Genomic DNA, 20050 nt, shown 5'->3' on the forward strand with positions numbered 1-20050 from the left:
ACCCCTTTCATCCGATTATTCCTCAGAGCGCGGTGCTCTGTCTTTGCTCCACTTGGGTGCTCCCTTGTTTTTACGATTCTGATCGCGGTCCGTTCGGCCTGCACTACCTGCTGGTTTGCTGCCAGTTGCCCCTTGATTTGAAACGGTCGCTCTTGTGCCTGGTTTCCGGCTTCCCTGACCTGGTTTGCGATCCCGGGACTGTCCCGGCTTCCGGGAGAATGAATGCCCTTCAGGACGAGTATCCGGGCGTGGATCAGCCGCCAAAACTTTGCCGCCGAAGAGTGTACGCTCCTGCAGTTCAATGCCGAGTTCGCGTGCAAATTTGCGCATGATGAAAATTTGCGTTTCATCCACAATGGACAGCACGATCCCTGAACGTCCCATCCGGCCTGTCCGGCCTGCACGGTGAACATAATGCTCCGAGTCAAAGGCAGGATCATAGTTGATGACCATTGGCAGGCCTTCGATGTCCAGTCCTCTTGCTGCGACCTCGGAGGCAATCAGCAGTTGAATTTTGCCGTTACGGAAGGCAGCCAGTACGTTGCTGCGCGTTACCTTGTCGGCGTCCCCGTACAGCGCTGCTGCGGACAGACCCAAATGGTTCATTTTTGCCTCAACCTCACCGATGTCCTCCGTTGCATTCACAAAGACAATGGCACGATCCGGATTGTATTGTCTAACGAGACGGCGCAGCATATCGATCTTGTTGCGGCTCTCTTCTACGAAATAATAATGTTCGAGTCCGGCAGCCGTGGCGCGCTCTGGTTCGATACCAATATGAACCGGCTCTTTCATCTCGCGCTTTGCCAGCGCAGCCGTATGCTCATCAATTGTTGCGGACAGGAAGATTAACTGACGGTCACGCAGTGCGCTTTTCAGCACAAATTCCACGTCACTTACACCACCAAGTTGAAACACCTGATCGGCTTCGTCAATAACAATGGTAGATACGTTGTGCATTTTCAGCTTTTTGAGTGTAATCAGTTCCTTCAACCGTCCAGGTGTACCGACAACCAGCTCAGGATGCTCACGCAATTTCTCAATCTGACGTTTCACCGCCGCACCACCAATCAGCCCCTGCACACCAATGCCGCGATCCGCACCATAACGCTGTGCCTCACGTACAATTTGCATTGCCAGTTCCTGCGTTGGCGCGATAATCAGTTTCTGTGTTCCTTTAATATCACTCTTGATGGACTGCAGCAGCGGCAGCAGATACGCCAGCGTTTTCCCCGTTCCCGTCTGCGACTTGGATACCACATCCCTGCCTTCCAAAATAACCGGAATGGTCTGCGCCTGTACCGGAGAAGGTTCATTAATATCATGCTGCGCCAGCAGCGCCTCCAAATCCTGTGCCACGCCTATTGATGCAAAAGTTTGATTCGTCATGTATTCCATCCTTTAAGTTTATTCGTAAGAAACAAAGCCTGTCTTCACATTACCTTTCATTATATGCGAAAAAAGCCTGCGTACCAAATCTTATTCCGGCCGGAAATGTTCAAGTCTGCGCAAAAAAAAGAAAAGCCCCTCGGCGGAGCCCTTCTTCATCCGGTATATGGTGCTCATGTTACACTCTACTTCTGATTCATTACACCGTGTGACAGTCGATCGGCAAGCCGCGGGAACAACTGATAAAACCACATGCCAGCCGACGCCAGCCTCGGCAGATTCACTTCTTCCTTGCGTTTCTTCATGGCCCGAATCATGTGGCCTGCTACGTTCTGAGGAGTCAGCATCAGCCAGCGCACATTGTTCACGTAATTTCCAGAAGGATCTGCACGATCAAAAAATGGTGTATCGATCGGACCCGGGTTAATCGTAGTCACGGTAACCCCCGTCTTACGCAGTTCCTGACGAAGTGCGTTGCTGAATCCGAGTACAGCATGTTTGGTGGCCGTGTACGAGGCTGATTTGGCGGTGCCAATTTTGCCAGCCATCGAAGCAACATTTACAATCTGGCCTTTTCCCCGTTCCAGCATATGCGGCAGCACCGCTTTGGTACAGCGGACAATACCCATGTAATTCACGTCCATCATTTCGTCAAATTCCTGTACAGACATGTCTGTCATCGCGGCAAATTTTCCGTAACCGGCGTTATTCAGCAGAATATCGATTCGTCCGTATTTATGTAACATCGCATCTACAGCCGCCTGAACCTGCTCGCTGTCCGTAACATCCAGCGTTAGCAGCTCATGCCGTCCCTGTAGTGAAGCACCAATCTGTTCCAGCTTGTCCCGTGAACGGGCAGCCAGAATCGGGATGGCTCCTTCTTCGATCAGCATTTGTGCGCAGAGCGCGCCGATTCCGCTCGATGCTCCTGTTATAAAAACAACCTGATCTTTCAGCATGGTTGATGTCCTCCCGTAATGAACACATTTGCCTTATAAGGCCTATGCTTCATTTTACGAGATCATCACCTGAATATCCATCTCGCCAATTCCATCCATTAATAACGGAATACTAAGCGCTTTCGTTGCACTGAATGCGGTTAAATGTTCGGACTGCATCACTTGTGGAGGGGTAATATCTACAACGACACCCTGATTGGACAGAATTGTACTCGCATTACCGCTAATCATGTTGCCCAGCTCGGAAATCGCACTTTTGCTCATATCGTCCATCTCGGTGATCACAAAACCACCCATCATGGCTGAAACAATTTTCAAAGCGACCGTTTCTTGTATACCAAAAACAATATTTCCACTCAGCTGGCCCGTCATTCCGATGACAATCCAGACATGATCAGCAATGAATTCTACGTTCTTCACGCCAAGACTCCCGGTGGAAGGCGAAACCTGGATGAGCTGTTCAAATACGTTGCGTGCAGATTCCAGGAATGGGTTAATTACTTCCGCTTTCACTGTCTATGTCCTCCTCACACTGGGTTATTGGTCACATACCAAAAGTCCCATATTCATTAAATTTATTATACTTTATCACGTACGAGAATTCATTAAGAATTCAGTAATTCCTGTGCACTATAATTTATCGTCATTCGAATACCAAATGTTTATAGCTGTTTTGTGCGCTTTTCACTTCTTTGGAAAAAATCTCAATTATCTACACAGGCTCTTAAAGAGTCATAGGACTTTTATACCGTTTTTATAAGTATTTAAAATTTAAAGTTACAGCCTGCTTCTTTTGGATGTCTGTCGAACTACTTTAATAGGGATGTACCCTTCATTGCCCTGATGTCCTTAATCCCCTATAATTTAAGATAAAGGAAACCTAACCCGTCACGGAATTCACTGCATGACAGATGACATACAGAGGATATTTTGCCGAAGGAGGCCGTATATGAACATAAGCCAACTGGAAACGCTGATTACGATTTCCAAAACAATGAGTTTCCGCAAAGCGGGAGAACTCCTCAATCTGACCCAGCCGGCTGTCTCGGCTCAGATCAAAAGTCTGGAGGACGAATTCAACACGGTTCTGGTTGACCGGAACCAGCCGGTAACCCTCACCGATCGAGGGCAGGTTTTTCTGGAGCACGCTGAACGGATGCTCGACATTGTGGACGAGTTGAAGCAGAAGTTGTCTGATCTGGATGAAACGCCGCAAGGACGCATCGTGCTTGGAACAACGACTTCTATTGCGATTCAGATTCTGCCAAGAGTACTCTCCTACTTTCAGGATCAGTTTCCACTTATCAAAACCAGCATTCAATCTCTTCCTTCCTCACAGATCTATACACAGGTCGAGAACGGTCTGGTGGACATTGGGATTGGATACCTGACAGAGCGGAATCCTAACCTAAGCACGTCGGTACTGTACTACGATACGTTCGAGCTTGTTGTATCTCCTTCCCACCCGCTGGCGAAGAAAAAACATGCGGCTGTCGACGTTTTGCGAAGCACCCCCCTGATACTACTGTCTCCGGACACGGTCGGACGCCGGTTTACAGAGGCTGTTTTCAAGAAATACAATATCGAACCCAACGTCGTCATGGAGCTGTCGAGCAGTGAAGAAGTGAAACGAATGGTTGAGATTGATCTCGGTGCAGCCATCATCTCCAAACAATCCGTAGCACATGAGCTTCGCCAGGGTACATTGCGAATGATACCTTTGAGTGAATTGGAAGTCAGTCATCCGGTAGGGGTTATCTACAAATCCAGCCGCTACCTCAATTCGGCAATGCATCAATTCCTGAGTGATCTCAAGGGCATGCCCGAAACACAATTTATCAGCTCAGAATAAAATGGATCATTAGAAAGGACAGGGATTCCATATGAAATTCGATCTTCATACGCATCATTTCCGGTGTGGTCATGCGGACGGCAGCATTAGGGATTATATTGAAGCAGGCATTGAGGCAGGACTTCAGGCCATCGGAATCTCTGACCATACCCCTTATTTTGGAAGTGATTTGGAACAGGCACATCCACGAATTGCCATGGGCAAATCGGAGTTACAGCATTATGTATCTGAAGTGCTCGCGTTAAAAGAAGAATATGCCGGGAAAATTGATGTTCTGCTCGGGATTGAATCGGACTACTTTCCGCTTCATGCTGAATTATACCGGACAACGCTGGGGCAGTATCCGTTCGACTATATTATTGGTTCTGTTCATCACACAGAGGATGTCAGCATTTTCAACAAAACCCGTTGGAACGGACTAACCGAAACCCGTAAAATCGAAGTGAAAGAAAGCTACTACAAGTTAATTGCCCAATCCGCCCGCAGCGGCATGTTTCAGATTCTCGGCCATATTGATGCGATGAAAGGCAATTACCCGCCATTCTCCGAGATCATTGCAGACCATGCCATCGACGAAACGCTTCAGATCATTGCCGATGCCAACGTTGCGATTGAAATCAACACATCAGGTAAAACCAAGCTTAGCGGCGGATGGTATCCGTCCGATGCCATCTTGGAACGTGCAAATCATTACGGTGTGAAAGTCACCTTCGGCTCCGATGCTCATATCCCTAGGCGAGTGGCCGATGAATTGGACAATGTACGCACACGTCTGCGAGAGATTGGTTTCACCGAATGGGTGTATTTCAAACAGAAACAGATGCAGATTGTTCCTTTATAAAAAATACGAACGCAAAGATCCCCATGCATGCAAAACATGCGTGAGGATCTTTATTCGTTTTGTTGCAAAAAAAATGAACCCGCTCATCGCGGGTCCCAACAGCATTATCTATTATCAAAAAGGGGGTCATGAGATAAGTTTACCCCTTGTCTGTTAGAGTTCAATTGCAGCTATATTTCATTTGTGTAACAAAAGATTGAAGTTCGTTTCAATGCTGAAACTGTTCCCGATGTATGCCATATACCTTAACGTCCAAAGCATATTCAGCTGTCTCATTCTCTCCATCGTTCAGTCCGAATGATGGAAGATTACGTTCATAAGTCATCCCCATTTTCAGGAGCACCCGCTCCGAAGAAATGTTGGCATCGTAACAGCGTGCCTCGACCCTCCACAGATGAAGTTCATCAAAGCCGAATGCCAGCAGACGACGTACGGCTTCCGTTGCCACTCCTTTCCCCCAACAGGACTTGTTCAAAATGTAACCAATCTGAGCAGTCCCTTTTTGATCATTCCAATGTTGGAAAGACGTTATCCCGATCACCTGCTCACTGTCTTTCCAACAGATGCCGTAGTGCAGCGAATCCAGTTTGGCACTGCTGCTTCGAATCTGATTCAGCAGCTTTCTCGCCCGAATGGGGGGTGCCTGATTACCTCGATTCACGTATCGAATCACTTGTGGATCGGATAACAGTTCAGACAAGGTGATGTAATCACTCTGACGTAATGATCTAAGCACAAGGCGCTCCGTCCATAAGGCAGGCAGCCCTTGAATCAGCATGTTTCGGGTAAGCATGACAATCACTCCTCTGCCTAACGGGTTTTAGTCCGGTAAGACAAGCATGCTCTGAAGATGATCCGGCAATCATACCACTGATCTGACCATAATGTTATAAACTGTAGTATGTCCTCTCTATAATCAGCTTTATCCTGTGAATGTAATCTACTCCTGCAGTCCCCGATAGACTCCTGAACGTATCTCGCGAATGTAAGCATCAAGTGCCGGAACTTCCGCTTTCTGTGCGATCCTTACTTCCTGCTCAATATCATAGGGTACCCGGACAAACTGAAGGTTGAATGGTTTCTGACTATCATCGCCGTACTCCCCTTCAAGAATGCAGTATGAGGCTTGAGGAAGATCAAGCGGATTGCCAGCGCTTCCTGTGTTAAACAGCATTTTGCCATCCAAATACTGCAGGAATGCATTATGCACATCGCCATATCCTACCACATCAGCTGCCCCTGCCTCGGAATGATCGGCTGGAGGTTCAAACATCGCAAGCCGCTTATGCATCTCATCCCATGGCTGTACGCGATGATACACACTTTGCGGCGAAGCATGAACTAATCGAACGGTGCGTCCGCTTAATTTAAACTCATGACTGAATGGGAGGTTCGAAAGATAGGCTAATCGCTCTGTTCCCAGTCGCTCAGCCTGCCATGTAAAATCCCGGACATCCTGATTCACTGCCACAAGTTCATCCCAGTTGCCGCGAATCACCACTTCACATGCCGCCCTTACCTGATCAACCACTTCAGCAGGCTGTGGTCCTTTGCCTACAAGATCTCCGAGACAAAAGATTCTGTTCAAGCCGCGATGCTGCATATCTTGCCGCACGGCTTCCCAGGCAGTCATGTTGCCATGAATGTCGGATACAATTGCTATTCGTTCCATCAGTTTAACCTCCACTCATGTCCATATCGTAAATCACAGATTACCAGTATTTAAGATCAATCGACTTAGGATTTCTTTTGTAGACTAATCAGCTTTTTAAGTATACTTACTATTCGATCTGTTATTAATGACCGTTGTTAAATCCCGTTATTAGGTTTTAACGTTCATTCACACTTTGTCGGCTTATGTGAAGTACCGTCAGTTCCGGTCTGCATAAAAAACGAATGGGAAGCTGCGTCATGCCAAATCCCCGATTCACGTACACCGGCATTTTTTGGTGAGAGGTGTAGTGCAGTCCTTGAATATATTTACGAGAACCACGCGGAGTAGTCACAGCACCAAACCAGGGAAAACGCACCTGTCCACCATGACTGTGACCCGAAAGCTGCAGTCCGAACCCATGCGGAGCTGCGTAGTCGGCATAATCCGGTTCATGCATAAGAAGTAATTTCCAGACCTGTTCTTCCAGCCCTGAAATCGCTTCTTCCAGGTCGGGATTTCCCGTTAAAGCATCATCCAAACCTGTTACAGCAAGCTTCTCTTCTCCCCGCTCTATGAGCACGTGTTGGTTGCACAGGAGCGTAAAGCCCGCTTCGCGAAACATGTCCTGCACTTCCTGCTGCTGCTGTCCTCGATAATCATGATTCCCCAAAACGGCAAATTTTCCGTATCTCGCTGTCATGGAAGCCAGAATGGGCACACACTCACGCATAGGTTCAGCTTGTCTCTCCACGATATCTCCGGTAAAACAGATGAGATCAGGCTGCTGATCCTTAATCTGCGCCGCCAGCCTACGCATCTCTTTTGCCCCTGTATGAAAGCCAAGATGAGCATCGCTGAAATGAATAACACGCAGCCCGTCAAACGATCCAGGAAACGACGGGAGCTTGAGATGAATGTGATTGATCTGCAAACGTCGCGGTTCCCACAGTGCGTACCCGAGCGTCAGTACACTTGCTCCTACGGTCATCAATATTTTTCGTAGTCGAACCATTCGACGAGAAGGATCGTGATCCTTTTCTTCTCCAGGAAAAACAGGTTCCTTTGAACCATGCGTCCTGCTCAAACGCCGAGACGGTGAGCTGTTGTTGTTCAAACGCGGTGTCTGTCCCATGTCTCCCCTCCTCGGACCCTATTTCTTGAGGGCGGTTATAGCCCCCTATCCATCCCTGTAGTATACCATATTCTGCACAGGATGCCCGGTTCCTTCGTTGATGACAAAAGAAGCCGTGACCCGGCCAAGTAACTGCACGGGATCACGACTTTTTTTGGAGAAGCAGTGCTGACCACTGCTTATACGTTAAAATTATACACCCAGCCAGCGTTTAAACATATGCTTGGTGGTTTGCTTATTCATCTCCGCGATGGACGTAGTAAGCGGAATACCTTTAGGACATGAACGCACACAGTTCTGTGAGTTTCCGCACCCTTCGATACCGCCATCTTCCATCAACGCTTCCAAACGTTCTTCGGCATTCATCTCACCTGTAGGGTGAGCATTGAACAGTCGTACCTGAGACAGCGCTGCTGGACCAATGAAGTCTGTTTTTTCGTTAACGTTCGGACATGCCTCAAGACATACACCGCAAGTCATACATTTGGACAGCTCATACGCCCACTGACGTTTCTTCTCTGGCATCCGCGGTCCTGGACCAAGATCATATGTGCCATCGATCGGAATCCAAGCTTTGACGCGTTTCAGCGCGTTAAACATACGTGTGCGATCAATAACAAGGTCACGTACAACCGGGAATGTTTTCATCGGTTCGATACGAACCGGCTGTTCAAGCTTGTCAATCAGGGCTGCGCATGCTTGACGCGGTTTACCGTTAATAATCATGGAGCAGGCGCCGCATACTTCTTCAAGACAGTTGGATTCCCAACATACCGGAGCGATGGACTTTCCATCTTTGTTTACCGGGTTCCGCTGAATCTCCATCAGAGCGCTGATCACGTTCATATTTGGACGGTACGGCAGCTCAAACTCTTCGGTATACGAAGATGACTCCGGGCTGTCTTGACGAGTGATAATAAACTTGACGGTTTTGCTCACTGTTGCTTGTTCCGCCATATCGTTGTCCCCTCCTCTGGTGACGATGATTGTATTGCTGGTGCGCAAAGCGGCGTTGGTGCTCGGGTAGGCCGCTCCGGTCGCGGAATGCCCTTTGGATCGCTGTTACCCCCGAAATTTCTTGGATCAAACCCTTCCGGGGTTGAAATTCGGTGGTAAAGGCGAACGCTTCGCTTCTTTCGGGCATTTCCGCTCCCTACGCTGCGCCCTGCACCTCCTGCTGCTTTGCTGGAAACTGCAATCCATTCATGCTGGATTGCTGTAATTTTTGATGGCAGCCTGCAAACGCTGGCTTCCTAGAATCGAATACTGGTGCGCAAAGCGGCGTTGGTGCTCGGGTAGGCGCTGCGGTCGCGGAATGCCCTTTGGATCGCTGTTACCCCCGAATTTCTTGGATCAAACCCTTCCGGGGTTGAAATTCGGTGATAAAGGCGAACGCTTCGCTTCTTTCGGGCATTTCCGCTCCCTACGCTGCGCCCTGCACCTCCTGCTGCTTTGCTGGAAACTGCAATCCATTCATGCTGGATTGCTGTAATTTTTGATGGCAGCCTGCAAACGCTGGCTTCCTAGAATCGAATACTGGTGCGCAAAGCGGCGTTGGTGCTCGGGTAGGCGCTGCGGTCGCGGAATGCCCTTTGGATCGCTGTTACCCCCGAATTTCTTGGATCAAACCCTTCCGGGGTTGAAATTCGGTGGTAAAGGCGAACGCTTCGCTTCTTTCGGGCATTTCCGCTCCCTACGCTGCGCCCTGCACCTCCTGCTGCTTTGCTGGAAACTGCGATCCATTCATGCTGGATTGCCATGAGTATACATCAGAAGCTTAATCGATCAGCGAATGAACGATTAACGCGATAAATAAAGCAGATTAATCTTTGGAATAGTCACGAATCCGCGGAGGAATCAGGGATACGTCCACTGGCTCGTACGAGATTTGCGGACCTTCCTTCGTCCAGCTTGCAATGGTCGTCTTCAGGAATTCTTCATCGTTACGCTCTGTGAACTCAGGTTTGTAATGCGCTCCGCGGCTCTCGTTACGCAGCAGTGCGCCGAGTGTCATTGCTTCAGCAAGCTCAAGCATGTTCCACAATTGGCGGGTAAATGCCGCACCCGGATTGTTCCAGCCAGAGTTGTCATACATGTTGATTTTGCCATAACGCTCTTTCAGTTCCTTGATTTTGCCAATCGTCGCTTCAAGCTTGTCGTTGTAACGAACTACGGTCATGTTGGCTGTCATCCACTCGCCCAGCTCTTTGTGAATCACGTAAGCATTTTCGGTACCCTGCATTTTCATGATACCTTCGTATTTGTCAGTTTGACGCTTCGTATAGCCATCAAATACAGAAGAAGAGATATCAGCAGAGGACTTCTTGAGTCCTTTGATATATTCAGCCGCTTTTGGTCCTGCCACCATACCACCATAAATTGCGGATACGAGTGAGTTTGCACCCAAACGGTTGGCACCATGATATTGATATTCACATTCGCCAGCTGCAAACAGCCCTGGAATGTTCGTCATTTGATTATAATCTACCCACATGCCGCCCATGGAATAGTGAACGGCCGGGAAAATTTTCATCGGAATTTTGCGCGGATCGTCACCCATGAATTTCTCATAGATTTCGATGATTCCACCCAGTTTAACATCCAGTTCCTTCGGATCTTTGTGAGAGAGGTCGAGATACACCATGTTCTCACCGTTCACACCAAGTCCCATGTCTACGCAAACGCTGAAAATTTCACGTGTTGCGATATCACGCGGCACAAGGTTACCGTAGGAAGGATATTTTTCTTCAAGGAAGTACCAAGGCTTACCGTCTTTGTACGTCCAGATCCGGCCACCTTCACCACGGGCAGATTCGGACATCAGACGCAGCTTGTCGTCTCCTGGAATTGCTGTCGGGTGAATCTGAATGAATTCGCCGTTCGCATAATTCACACCCTGCTGATATACCGCACTCGCGGCAGTTCCTGTGTTGATGACGGAGTTTGTTGTTTTACCGAAAATGATTCCAGGACCACCACTCGCCAAGATAACAGCTTCAGCCGGGAAAGTCTGCACCTTCATCGTTTTCAGATCCTGTGCCACGATCCCGCGGCATACCCCTTCGTCATCTACAACAGCCTGCAGGAATTCCCAGTTCTCATACTTCGTCACGAGACCGGCTGCTTCCCAGCGACGTACCTGCTCATCCAATGCATACAGCAGCTGTTGACCTGTTGTTGCACCGGCAAATGCTGTACGGTGATGCTTCGTTCCCCCGAAACGACGGAAATCGAGCAAACCTTCCGGTGTACGGTTGAACATAACGCCCATCCGGTCCATCAGGTGAATGATACCAGGTGCCGCTTCACACATCGCTTTAACTGGCGGTTGATTGGCGAGGAAGTCTCCGCCGTATACCGTATCGTCAAAGTGTACCCATGGGGAGTCACCTTCCCCTTTCGTATTTACCGCACCGTTGATACCGCCCTGGGCACATACGGAGTGGGATCTTTTAACAGGAACCAGTGAAAATAAATGAACATGGACTCCGGCTTCAGCCGATTTGATCGCCGCCATCAATCCCGCGAGACCGCCGCCCACAATAATTACATTCGATGATGCCATTGCTAGTTCACTCCCTTATTAAGTAAGCCTTTATCACAATAATTAAATTAGTAAGCATTAATCGCAAAAATCACATCGTTAAACATGAATTCCTAGAATCACTTGATTTAGATCAGCACTGATTTTACCGCATCCATCATTGAAGTCGCTGTCTGGAAATCAACGTTCCGGAAAGCAAACAACGAAGCGATGAACATGATGGAAATAATACCGAACAAGCTCATGCACACATACGAGGATACGCGCTGTGCTCGAGGTCCGACTGTGATTCCCCAGCTAACGAGGAACGACCAGAGTCCATTGGCAAAGTGATAGGATGCCGCCACAACACTGATCAGATATAAAATAAATGTTACCGGATTCATCACGATGTTATGGATAACACCGCCTAACTCTTCGTGAGTCACATTGCCGAGAGCCACTTGTACACGCGTCTCCCACACGTGCCAGATCACAAATACAAACGTGATGACACCACTGATCCGCTGCAGCGTATAACGCCAGTTGCGCTCATTGCCGTAACGGCCCACGTTAGGCTTGGCCTGATAAGCAATGTACAGACCATATACACCGTGATAGAACAGCGGCAGCCAGATCAGAAACGTTTCCAAAACAATGACGAGCGGCAGGCTGTTCAAGAAGGCAACCGCACCGTTAAAAGCTTCTTTGCCGCCTTCAACTGCTGAGAAGTTCGTCACCAGATGCTCTAGAAAAAACAGACTGAGCGGAATGACGCCAAGCAAGGAGTGCAGCTTTCTGGAGTAAAACCCTTTCATAAAATGTCGATCCCCTTTCGTTAAATACAACGTTTTCATAAATGCTAATACTCATACCTTATCATGACTCGAACACTTTTCCATGAAAAGGTTCGACAAATTGTTCCGATTTGATCAGGTGTGAACAACTTGTGTCACAATTCATGTTACTCCTTTTTTTCTTATAAGGGAATTGCAATATAATTATTAAATGTTATAACCTATAGGTATAAGCATTGAAACAAGGCGTTTGCAGGCGCTGCGAGACTAAAAAAATGAGGTTGGTAAGCCATACATCATGGCAGACGATTAATCAAGGGCAAGAATCACACTCATAAGAAGAGAGGTTTGTGTTCATGTTCGAAGAATTAAATGCATTTGCAGCGGTCGTAGAGCAATCCAGTCTGAACCGTGCGTCCAAATTACTGAATTTATCCCAACCGGCACTCTCCCGCAAAATCTCCAAACTGGAGGATGAGCTTGGGGTAGCCCTCTTTCACCGCCGCGGTAAACGGCTGGAATTAACGAGTGTAGGTCAGCTTGCTTATACTTTCGCCGTTGAACAAAAGCAGCAGCAGCAAAAATTTCTCACCATGCTGTCCCAATACAAGGATGAGGAACAGAGTATTATTACCCTGGGAGCCAGCCTGACGACACTTCAGACCACCCTGCCCCCGCTGGTTAATGCTTTTATGGAAAAGCATCCGCATGCTGAATTAAAGCTGTTAACAGGCAAAACACATGAGATAGTCTCTTTTGTACGTGACAAAAAAGCCGATGTGGGTATTGTTGCCTCGTCGATCAGTGAAACCGGACTCAACTGTGTACCGCTGTTTGACGATCACCTGGAGCTGGTCGTGCCGCTTACACATCCGCTGGCTGGCAAAGAAGCCGGCATGGAGCATCTTCAGGATCTGCCGATGATCACCTTCTCCAAAGGAACATGGTACCGCAAACTGACCGATGACCTCTTCCAGCGCTGTACCGTAATGCCCGATATTCGTATGGAGATTGATTCATTTGAAGCGATTATCCGTCTGCTGCCGACCTGTAAAGCTGCTGCCCTGCTTCCCAAATCCTATCTTCGTCCGCAGCTGCTGGCCGATAATGATCTCGCTGCTGTGCACTTACCCCAGCTAAAACAAACCCGAAGAACAACCTGCATGATCTATGGGGAAAAGGAAGACCTCAGCGAAACCTCCAGACAATGGATCAGGGAGACTGCTGCATTTTTTACAGCAAAGGCGCCATTGCCCTCACGTAGGACAACAACGCCTTGATTTCAATCCGATGAAGCAGCTGGATTGCTCAGCTTTCCTGACTGATGACCTCTTCCTCAAACCGGTCAATGTCATTATTATTACCAATAATGACCATAATATCCCCCATTTGCAGGGAATCCATCGCGGTCGGGGCAATGATGACCCCGGCTTCTTTTTGCAGTGCGACAATGCTGCAGTTAAAGCGCACCCGTGCATTGAGAGTCGAGAGCGTTTTATTGTGCAGACATGCAGGCACCTTCATCTCTACAATGCTGTAATCATTGGATAATTCGATGTAATCCAGCAGGTTTGGCGTAACCAATTGGTGAGCAACCCGAATCCCCATATCACGTTCAGGGTAAACGACACGGTCAATGCCCAATTTATCGAGTGCACGTCCGTGAAGAACCGAAATGGCTTTTGCCACAACCGTCTTGACCCCCAGCTCTTTGAGCAGGATGGCGGTGAGGATACTCGTCTGAATATCGTCACCAATGGCAACGATGCCGCAGTCAAAATTACGAATGCCCAGAGAGCGCAGCACTTCCTCATCCGTAGCGTCCGCCACGACCGCATGAGTGACCAAGTCACTCATGTCTTCGACGAGCTCTTCATTTTTATCGATGCCAAGCACCTCATAACCTAACTCCATTAACTCCTGCGCCAGACTGGAGCCGAACCGCCCAAGTCCGATTACCGCAAACTGCTGTTTTTTCATTGTTCTTCACGAACCCCTCTATCCAAATAATCACTAACCTATTATCATTTTGCCTTCCGGATACCTGTACAAATCTTTACCCTTTTTCTGCCCCAGTGCATATGCCAATGTGATCGGCCCGAGGCGACCCGCAAACATCGTAAAACAGATCATTAACTTGCCAAACGTCGTCAGCTTGAGCGTCAGACCTAATGAAAGACCAACCGTACCGAAGGCTGAAGTCGTTTCGAATAAAATCATTAAAAAGTTACTATCCTCAGTTGTGCTTAATATCATTGTTACTGTTATTATGAATAGCAATGCCAGCAGTGTAATCGTCAGCGCTTTGAAAATACGTTCCTGCACAAGCCGATACCGGAAAAAAACGATATCCTCCCGTCCACGCATCATAGCGATGACCGCTCCGGCCATAATTAAAAATGTTGTTGTTTTGATGCCGCCTCCCGTTGAACCTGGAGATGCACCGATAAACATCAAAATAATCATGAAAAATTGCGTGGCCTGCCGCAGTCCGGCAATATCGACCGTATTTGCCCCGGCTGTGCGCGGGGTTACAGACTGGAAGAACGAGCCGAGCAGTTTACCGCCCCAGTTCAAACCGCCCAGCGTTCGCGGGTTGCTGAACTCAAATACAAAGATGACAAGTGCTCCAAATATAATCAACAAGGCTGTCATCAGCAGTACCACTTTGGAATGCAGCGACAGCTTCTTCGTTTGACGGTATTCCACCAGATCAGACAGCACGACAAAACCGATCCCTCCGGAAACGATCAGAAACATCGCGGTAAAATTGACAAGTGGATCATAGACATACCCGGTCAGACTGCGAAAATCACCAAACATATCAAAACCGGCATTGTTAAACATGGAGATTGCATGCCAGTAGCCATAGTACATCGCCTGCCCAATCGGCATATCTAATGACCAGCGCAGTGCAAACAACGTACCGCAGATCCCCTCCAGAATAAGCGAATAGATGACAACCTTGCGGATCAAACGCACGATGCCTTCCATCGTACTTTGATTCATGGCTTCCTGTAAGATCAACCGCTCCTTGAGCGATATTTTTCGTTTGAATGCAATCGCAACCAGCGTAGACATCGTCATAAAGCCGAGACCGCCGATCTGTATCAAAATAGCAATGATCACCTGACCCAATATAGAAAAATAGGTTCCTGTATCCACAACAACCAGCCCTGTCACGCAGACAGCCGACGTTGCCGTGAAGAACGCATCGATAAAGGCCAGACTATCGCCGTTTCGGCTGGATGCTGGAAGCATTAACAGCAGTGTTCCCAACATAATAATGCCGGCAAACCCCAATACCAGAATACGCGGCGGCGATAATCGCATCCATTGAACATTTGCTTTCACTTCTGTATCATCCACCTCTGCCCAAAATAAAATAACCCCACCCTGTGGAGCCCATGTATGATTCATAAAATAGCAACATATAATTAGAGTTGATATACAACCTGTTCATTCTCCCCCTAGTTGGGATCGTTCTGGGTTCTATTCGTTCCCTTGTTGAACTTGAGACATGCGGGATGCTGCATATTTGCTTCAAAAATTATAAGCGCTGCGGCGGCTGCACACAAAACGGTTTTTGTGTAAATACCATCGAATTCGCTCAAAACGGTAAGAAAGTTCATGCCCTAACAGCAGGATCAGATTTTTTTGATCATTTTCATTCATTTTCAAAGATTTGCACCTGTTTTCGTGAAGTCATTGGCATTGGGTCCATCCCCTGTGCTATCTTTACTTTAATATGTAATTGAATAAAGGAGGAACACCATTTCATGAATCCCTCAGAGCAGCCTTTACAGCTTAAGGCTAACTTCAAACGTTTGGGGTTGCTTGCGGTGATCGGCCTGATCTTATTTTTTGTCTTTCAGATCTTTCCTGCGACTTCATCCCAAACAACAGAAATTTCGTCATCATCCTTCATTAGCAAGGATGATGCGATCCAATCTGCACGTTCATTCGCAGCTTCTGTTGATGACTATACGCTCCCCAGCAATACCAGTAAACCCCTTGTAACTTATCAGACCCATTCCGATATTTACGGGTATATGGCGAAGACCAAACAGCTGGATACGTATAATAAAACATGGGAAGCAGCCTTTCCTTACGATGTATACCGCGTGCGTTTATTGGATCAGGATAAGGGCGGTTATTTAAACATTGACGTACATATGAAAACAGGAAAAGTCGTCGCTTTCAAACGTGTACTGCCAACCTCCTTGTACACAGCCCTTGAATCTCGACAAGAACAAGGGATTGAACGAACGTCAGAGTCACTTGCAGAAGGCCACATGCCTTTGAACGAGAAAGAAGAGCTGGCATCTGGCGTTTTAAAACAATTCGGCTATGATGCCGCAGCGCTTCAATTGGAAACACGAGATGGTGAGCCGGGTCTGAAGTATATGGATACGAGCAAATCGATAGGCAGCTCCAAACTTGAATTGAATTTTACATTTGAAAATGGGGCTGTCCGTTCATTCGATCCGGGCTTCTCTGTACCGAAATCACACACTAATTATGTTAAAGACCAGACCAAATTGGCCAACTGGTTAACCTACGGTGGCTACGCGTTTCTGACGTTTGTTCTCGGCGTGCTGGCGCTCATCTACAGCATCCTGGCTCGTGCGAACACATCGTTTAAACGCGGCCTGGTGCTGGCGCTGGTGTACTTCGCAGCTTCCATGATCGGTACACTGAACATGTTACCTCTCTTTGAGGCACAGGGACTCTCCAGTTTCATGCTGGTGTTTCTAATGCTCATTCAGACAGGCATTACCCTCGTGATGAGTGCCATGATCTATCTGTCACTTGTAGCAGGTGACGGGTTGTGGCGCAAAATCGGATGGAATCCATGGCCCCGTGCCAAAGAGCCGGGTTATGGCAAATATGTGCTGCACAGTATGTATACCGGTTACCTGTGGGCATTCATTCTACTGGGTGTGCAGTCGATTCTGTTCTTTATTCTGGAGCGCAGCATCGGCACATGGTCGACAACGTCAGCAGATCAATCAACGTATAACATGACCTATGCCTGGATCTTCCCGATCATGGCCTGGATGGCCGGTATTGGCGAGGAAGCGGTGTATCGACTGTTTGGTATTCGTATGATGCAAAAGGTCGTACGGAACACGTTTATCGCGTGCCTAGTTCCTACAATCATCTGGGCGCTCGGACACACGCTGTATCCGATCTATCCGGTCATTACACGCCCGATTGAGCTGACCGTCATCGGACTGCTGTTCAGCCTGATCATGCTTCGTCACGGCTTCATTGCCGTTGTTTTTGCACATGTGATCTTCGACAGCCTGCTGATGGGCCTCAGTCTGGTGTTCATGGGTGATGCACTGAACATTGGAGCCGGAATCTTCTGGATTGTGCTGCCGGCCATCGTAGGATATGCAGTGTATCGTTTCAATCCAAAACAAAAAGAAGAGCCGTATGTCACGACTCCTCATCACGAAGTGCTGCAATAATCTGATTTGCCAGTTTATCCCCAATAGATAGAGGCCGGAAGTCTTCGACGCTGGCCTCTTTTATTTTGCGTAAAGAGCCAAAATGCTTCAGCAGCAGCTTGCGCCGCTTCTCCCCAATGCCCGGGATGGCATCCAGCCGGGATGTAACCATTGATTTGCCGCGCTGCTCGCGGTGAAACGAGATGGCAAACCGGTGAACTTCTTCCTGGATTCGCTGCAGCAGATAAAACTCCTGACTGTCCCGCGGCAGCGCAATCACTTCTGGCGGGCTGCCAATCATCAGCTGTGACGTTTTGTGTTTGGCATCCTTCACCAATCCACAAACCGGAATATACAGCCCCAGCTCATTTTCAAGCACATCTACCGCAGCGGAAATCTGTCCCTTCCCTCCATCGACCACGATCAGGTCAGGCTGGGTCAGGTTTTCTTTAAGCACGCGCTCATAACGGCGGCGGATGACTTCCCGCATCGTTTCATAGTCATCCGGTCCTTCGACAGAACGTACTTTGTATTTGCGGTATTCCTTCTTGTCTGGTTTACCGTCGGTAAACACAATCATGGCCGATACCGGATTGGTCCCCTGAATGTTCGAGTTATCAAACGCTTCGATCCGGCGCAGCTGCTCCAGCCCGATCCAGCGTCCCAATCCTTCGGATGCTTTGGATGTCCGTTCTTCATTACGTTCAATGAGACGGAACTTCTCCTCCAATGCCACCCGCGCATTGTCCAGTGCCATCGTAATCATCTGGCGTTTCAACCCGCGCTGCGGAATGTGCACTTTGATCTCCAGCCACTCCTGCAGGGATGCGGCCATCTGGGACGGGTCCTCCATCTCGGATGGCAGTTTGGCGTTTGACGTTACCCCCGCATCGGCTGAACCATTGTTACCGTCAGCAGCTGGATTCGTTTCATAAGCTGTACGCATCTCGGCAACCTGTGATGCTGATTCGGCAGCTGGATTCGCTTTCGACTGCTGTTCCTCCTGCGCAGACTCTGCCGTTACCGCAGCCTGAACATGGTCTGTCGTGTTCGCGTTATCAGTACCTGCCAGATCGACCGCATCCCCGTCATCCATCAGCTCTTTCGGCATTTCTGGTAATAAAATTTCCTGCGGCAGTGCCGGGTTATCACTGTAATACTGTGTAACAAAGGACATGAAGTCACTGTAGGCCTCACCGTAAAACGGGAAGGTCGACACATGGCGTTCAATCATTTTTCCCTGACGCATATATAGAATCTGGACACACATCCAGCCTTTATCGATTGCAAATCCGAAGACGTCGCGGTCTCTGGCGTCAGCCATCGTAATTTTCTGTTTTTCCATAATTGCATCAATTGCAATCACCTGATCACGAAGCTCTTTGGCCCGTTCAAAATACAGATCCTCGGCCGCTTCCTGCATTTTACGCTGCAGGTCCTTTTTAATCTCTTCATGCCCGCCGCTTAGAAATGATCCGATCTCCTGCGAAATCTCGTCATACTGCTCTTTGCCCACATCTTTCACACAAGGAGCCAGACATTGGCCCATGTGATAATACAGGCAGACTTCTTTCGGCATCACGCCACATTTGCGAAGGGGATACATACGATCCAGCAGTTTTTTTGTTTGATGTGCTGCATACGAGTTCGGGTATGGACCGAAGTATTTGGCTTTATCCTTCAGCACACGACGGGTTACTTCGAGCCGTGGATGCTTTTCATTCGTTATTTTAAGATACGGAAATGTCTTATCGTCTTTGAGGAGTACGTTGTAACGCGGCATATGTTTTTTGATCAGGTTGCATTCCAGGATGAGTGCTTCCATGTTGCTGCCTGTCACGATGTATTCAAAATCTCGGATATCCGCCACCAAACGCTGCGTCTTTCCGTTATGACTTCCAATAAAATAAGAGCGCACGCGGTTCTTCAGCACTTTGGCTTTACCAACGTAAATAATGGTGCCTTCACTGTTTTTCATCAGATAACAGCCCGGCATGTCGGGAAGCAGTGCGAGTTTGTGGCGAATCTGCTCCAGTGCCTTCTCCTGCGCTTCTAACTGCTGCATATATGGGTCCATCGCTCGGTGGGTCCTCCCTTCCGAAAAAATTGAAGCCTTCACCTTACATGTTCCATTCCGATGACAGAATGAACCTTCGATCGCTGTTATCCCCAGATTTTTTCGATCCTTATCCTTTTACAAAGGGAAAAATCCGGTGATAAAGGCTACAGCAGATGCTTCCGATGCAGCTTTCTTTCAGAAAGCTTTTAGCTTCGCTTCTCCTGTTCATTTCTGTCCTCTCTGTTAATCATGTAAATTTCCAGTTTCATTTTATAATCATTCGTATAATTTATAAATAATCTACATTACTTTTATATTGTCCTACATATCGCTTTTCGACGCAAAACGCCCCCGGCATGTAAACCGGAGGCGATGTGTCAGCCTGCAC

Annotated in this window: 17 protein-coding genes; 4 read left to right on the forward strand and 13 right to left on the reverse strand. The window is 48.1% G+C overall.

Going from position 1 to position 20050, the window contains the following annotated elements; all coding sequences use genetic code 11:
* Window positions 1–15: 15 nt before the first annotated feature.
* From MKY97_RS23515 to MKY97_RS23525, 3 genes are all read right to left on the reverse strand, one after another.
* The gene (locus MKY97_RS23515; RefSeq protein WP_342552658.1) at window positions 16–1389 is read right to left on the reverse strand and encodes a DEAD/DEAH box helicase; all 1374 of its coding nucleotides are present in this window, start codon (window positions 1387–1389) and stop codon (window positions 16–18) included.
* A 185-nt stretch (window positions 1390–1574) separates the two neighbouring features.
* The gene (locus MKY97_RS23520; RefSeq protein ID WP_342552659.1) at window positions 1575–2348 is read right to left on the reverse strand and encodes an SDR family oxidoreductase; all 774 of its coding nucleotides are present in this window, start codon (window positions 2346–2348) and stop codon (window positions 1575–1577) included.
* Window positions 2349–2402: 54 nt separating this feature from the next.
* Complete coding sequence (locus MKY97_RS23525) at window positions 2403–2861, reverse strand: chemotaxis protein CheX (protein WP_342552660.1); 459 nt, start codon at window positions 2859–2861, stop codon at window positions 2403–2405.
* A gap of 436 nt (window positions 2862–3297) precedes the next feature.
* Between MKY97_RS23525 and MKY97_RS23530 the strand changes: the two genes are divergently transcribed.
* Both MKY97_RS23530 and MKY97_RS23535 read left to right on the forward strand, forming a co-directional pair.
* Entirely contained in the window at window positions 3298–4200 is a 903-nt protein-coding gene (locus MKY97_RS23530; protein WP_342552661.1) for a LysR family transcriptional regulator, read from the forward strand.
* A 31-nt stretch (window positions 4201–4231) separates the two neighbouring features.
* Window positions 4232–5041 carry a histidinol-phosphatase gene (locus MKY97_RS23535; RefSeq protein WP_342552662.1) on the forward strand — a complete coding sequence of 270 codons (810 nt, stop codon included), beginning with the start codon at window positions 4232–4234 and terminating at the stop codon, window positions 5039–5041.
* A gap of 208 nt (window positions 5042–5249) precedes the next feature.
* On the opposite strand, the gene MKY97_RS23540 is transcribed toward MKY97_RS23535, so the two are convergent.
* From MKY97_RS23540 to MKY97_RS23570, 7 genes are all read right to left on the reverse strand, one after another.
* On the reverse strand, window positions 5250–5834 hold the full coding sequence (locus tag MKY97_RS23540) for a GNAT family N-acetyltransferase (RefSeq protein WP_342552663.1): 585 nt from the start codon (window positions 5832–5834) through the stop codon (window positions 5250–5252).
* Between the two features lie 147 nt (window positions 5835–5981).
* Window positions 5982–6713 (reverse strand): metallophosphoesterase family protein, encoded by a 732-nt coding sequence (locus tag MKY97_RS23545; RefSeq protein ID WP_342552664.1) that lies wholly within the window; start codon window positions 6711–6713, stop codon window positions 5982–5984.
* 157 nt (window positions 6714–6870) lie between these two features.
* Window positions 6871–7827, reverse strand: coding sequence for a metallophosphoesterase (locus MKY97_RS23550; RefSeq protein ID WP_342552665.1), 957 nt, complete (start codon window positions 7825–7827; stop codon window positions 6871–6873).
* Between the two features lie 192 nt (window positions 7828–8019).
* The gene (gene sdhB, locus MKY97_RS23555) at window positions 8020–8784 is read right to left on the reverse strand and encodes a succinate dehydrogenase iron-sulfur subunit (RefSeq protein WP_342552666.1); all 765 of its coding nucleotides are present in this window, start codon (window positions 8782–8784) and stop codon (window positions 8020–8022) included.
* Between the two features lie 566 nt (window positions 8785–9350).
* The gene (locus MKY97_RS23560) at window positions 9351–9587 is read right to left on the reverse strand and encodes a hypothetical protein (RefSeq protein ID WP_342552667.1); all 237 of its coding nucleotides are present in this window, start codon (window positions 9585–9587) and stop codon (window positions 9351–9353) included.
* A 62-nt stretch (window positions 9588–9649) separates the two neighbouring features.
* The gene (gene sdhA / locus MKY97_RS23565) at window positions 9650–11392 is read right to left on the reverse strand and encodes a succinate dehydrogenase flavoprotein subunit (protein WP_342552668.1); all 1743 of its coding nucleotides are present in this window, start codon (window positions 11390–11392) and stop codon (window positions 9650–9652) included.
* Between the two features lie 107 nt (window positions 11393–11499).
* Window positions 11500–12168 carry a succinate dehydrogenase cytochrome b558 subunit gene (locus MKY97_RS23570; protein WP_342552669.1) on the reverse strand — a complete coding sequence of 223 codons (669 nt, stop codon included), beginning with the start codon at window positions 12166–12168 and terminating at the stop codon, window positions 11500–11502.
* Between the two features lie 335 nt (window positions 12169–12503).
* Here MKY97_RS23570 and MKY97_RS23575 point away from each other — a divergent pair, with 335 nt between their 5' ends.
* Window positions 12504–13427 carry a LysR family transcriptional regulator gene (locus MKY97_RS23575; protein WP_342552670.1) on the forward strand — a complete coding sequence of 308 codons (924 nt, stop codon included), beginning with the start codon at window positions 12504–12506 and terminating at the stop codon, window positions 13425–13427.
* Window positions 13428–13455: 28 nt separating this feature from the next.
* Here the strand turns inward: MKY97_RS23575 and MKY97_RS23580 are convergent, their stop codons facing one another.
* Together MKY97_RS23580 and MKY97_RS23585 are read right to left on the reverse strand one after the other, a co-directional pair.
* Complete coding sequence (locus MKY97_RS23580; protein WP_342552671.1) at window positions 13456–14127, reverse strand: TrkA family potassium uptake protein; 672 nt, start codon at window positions 14125–14127, stop codon at window positions 13456–13458.
* Between the two features lie 33 nt (window positions 14128–14160).
* Window positions 14161–15501: a TrkH family potassium uptake protein gene (locus tag MKY97_RS23585; RefSeq protein ID WP_342556437.1), complete on the reverse strand. Its 1341-nt coding sequence runs from the start codon at window positions 15499–15501 to the stop codon at window positions 14161–14163.
* 425 nt (window positions 15502–15926) lie between these two features.
* Here MKY97_RS23585 and MKY97_RS23590 point away from each other — a divergent pair, with 425 nt between their 5' ends.
* Window positions 15927–17624 (forward strand): type II CAAX endopeptidase family protein, encoded by a 1698-nt coding sequence (locus MKY97_RS23590; protein ID WP_342552672.1) that lies wholly within the window; start codon window positions 15927–15929, stop codon window positions 17622–17624.
* Here the strand turns inward: MKY97_RS23590 and uvrC are convergent.
* Window positions 17593–19680, reverse strand: a complete 2088-nt coding sequence (uvrC, locus tag MKY97_RS23595) for an excinuclease ABC subunit UvrC (protein ID WP_342552673.1) — start codon at window positions 19678–19680, stop codon at window positions 17593–17595. The genes MKY97_RS23590 and uvrC overlap by 32 nt on opposite strands.
* Between the last annotated feature and the right edge of the window lie 370 nt (window positions 19681–20050).

Origin of the sequence: Paenibacillus sp. FSL R7-0652 (assembly GCF_038595045.1) — a bacterium.
GTDB lineage: Bacteria > Bacillota > Bacilli > Paenibacillales > Paenibacillaceae > Paenibacillus.

Bases quoted from the DNA above. Each gene is read 5' to 3' on its own strand.
- MKY97_RS23520 (WP_342552659.1), bottom strand. From the start codon at position 2,348: ATGCTGAAAGATCAGGTTGTTTTTATAACAGGAGCATCGAGCGGAATC.
- MKY97_RS23530 (WP_342552661.1), top strand. From the start codon at position 3,298: ATGAACATAAGCCAACTGGAAACGCTGATTACGATTTCCAAAACAATG.
- MKY97_RS23590 (WP_342552672.1), top strand. From the start codon at position 15,927: ATGAATCCCTCAGAGCAGCCTTTACAGCTTAAGGCTAACTTCAAACGT.
- sdhB (WP_342552666.1), bottom strand. From the start codon at position 8,784: ATGGCGGAACAAGCAACAGTGAGCAAAACCGTCAAGTTTATTATCACT.
- MKY97_RS23550 (WP_342552665.1), bottom strand. From the start codon at position 7,827: ATGGGACAGACACCGCGTTTGAACAACAACAGCTCACCGTCTCGGCGT.
- MKY97_RS23560 (WP_342552667.1), bottom strand. From the start codon at position 9,587: ATGGCAATCCAGCATGAATGGATCGCAGTTTCCAGCAAAGCAGCAGGA.
- MKY97_RS23545 (WP_342552664.1), bottom strand. From the start codon at position 6,713: ATGGAACGAATAGCAATTGTATCCGACATTCATGGCAACATGACTGCC.
- sdhA (WP_342552668.1), bottom strand. From the start codon at position 11,392: ATGGCATCATCGAATGTAATTATTGTGGGCGGCGGTCTCGCGGGATTG.
- uvrC (WP_342552673.1), bottom strand. From the start codon at position 19,680: ATGGACCCATATATGCAGCAGTTAGAAGCGCAGGAGAAGGCACTGGAG.
- MKY97_RS23540 (WP_342552663.1), bottom strand. From the start codon at position 5,834: ATGCTTACCCGAAACATGCTGATTCAAGGGCTGCCTGCCTTATGGACG.
- MKY97_RS23570 (WP_342552669.1), bottom strand. From the start codon at position 12,168: ATGAAAGGGTTTTACTCCAGAAAGCTGCACTCCTTGCTTGGCGTCATT.
- MKY97_RS23580 (WP_342552671.1), bottom strand. From the start codon at position 14,127: ATGAAAAAACAGCAGTTTGCGGTAATCGGACTTGGGCGGTTCGGCTCC.
- MKY97_RS23535 (WP_342552662.1), top strand. From the start codon at position 4,232: ATGAAATTCGATCTTCATACGCATCATTTCCGGTGTGGTCATGCGGAC.
- MKY97_RS23575 (WP_342552670.1), top strand. From the start codon at position 12,504: ATGTTCGAAGAATTAAATGCATTTGCAGCGGTCGTAGAGCAATCCAGT.
- MKY97_RS23515 (WP_342552658.1), bottom strand. From the start codon at position 1,389: ATGACGAATCAAACTTTTGCATCAATAGGCGTGGCACAGGATTTGGAG.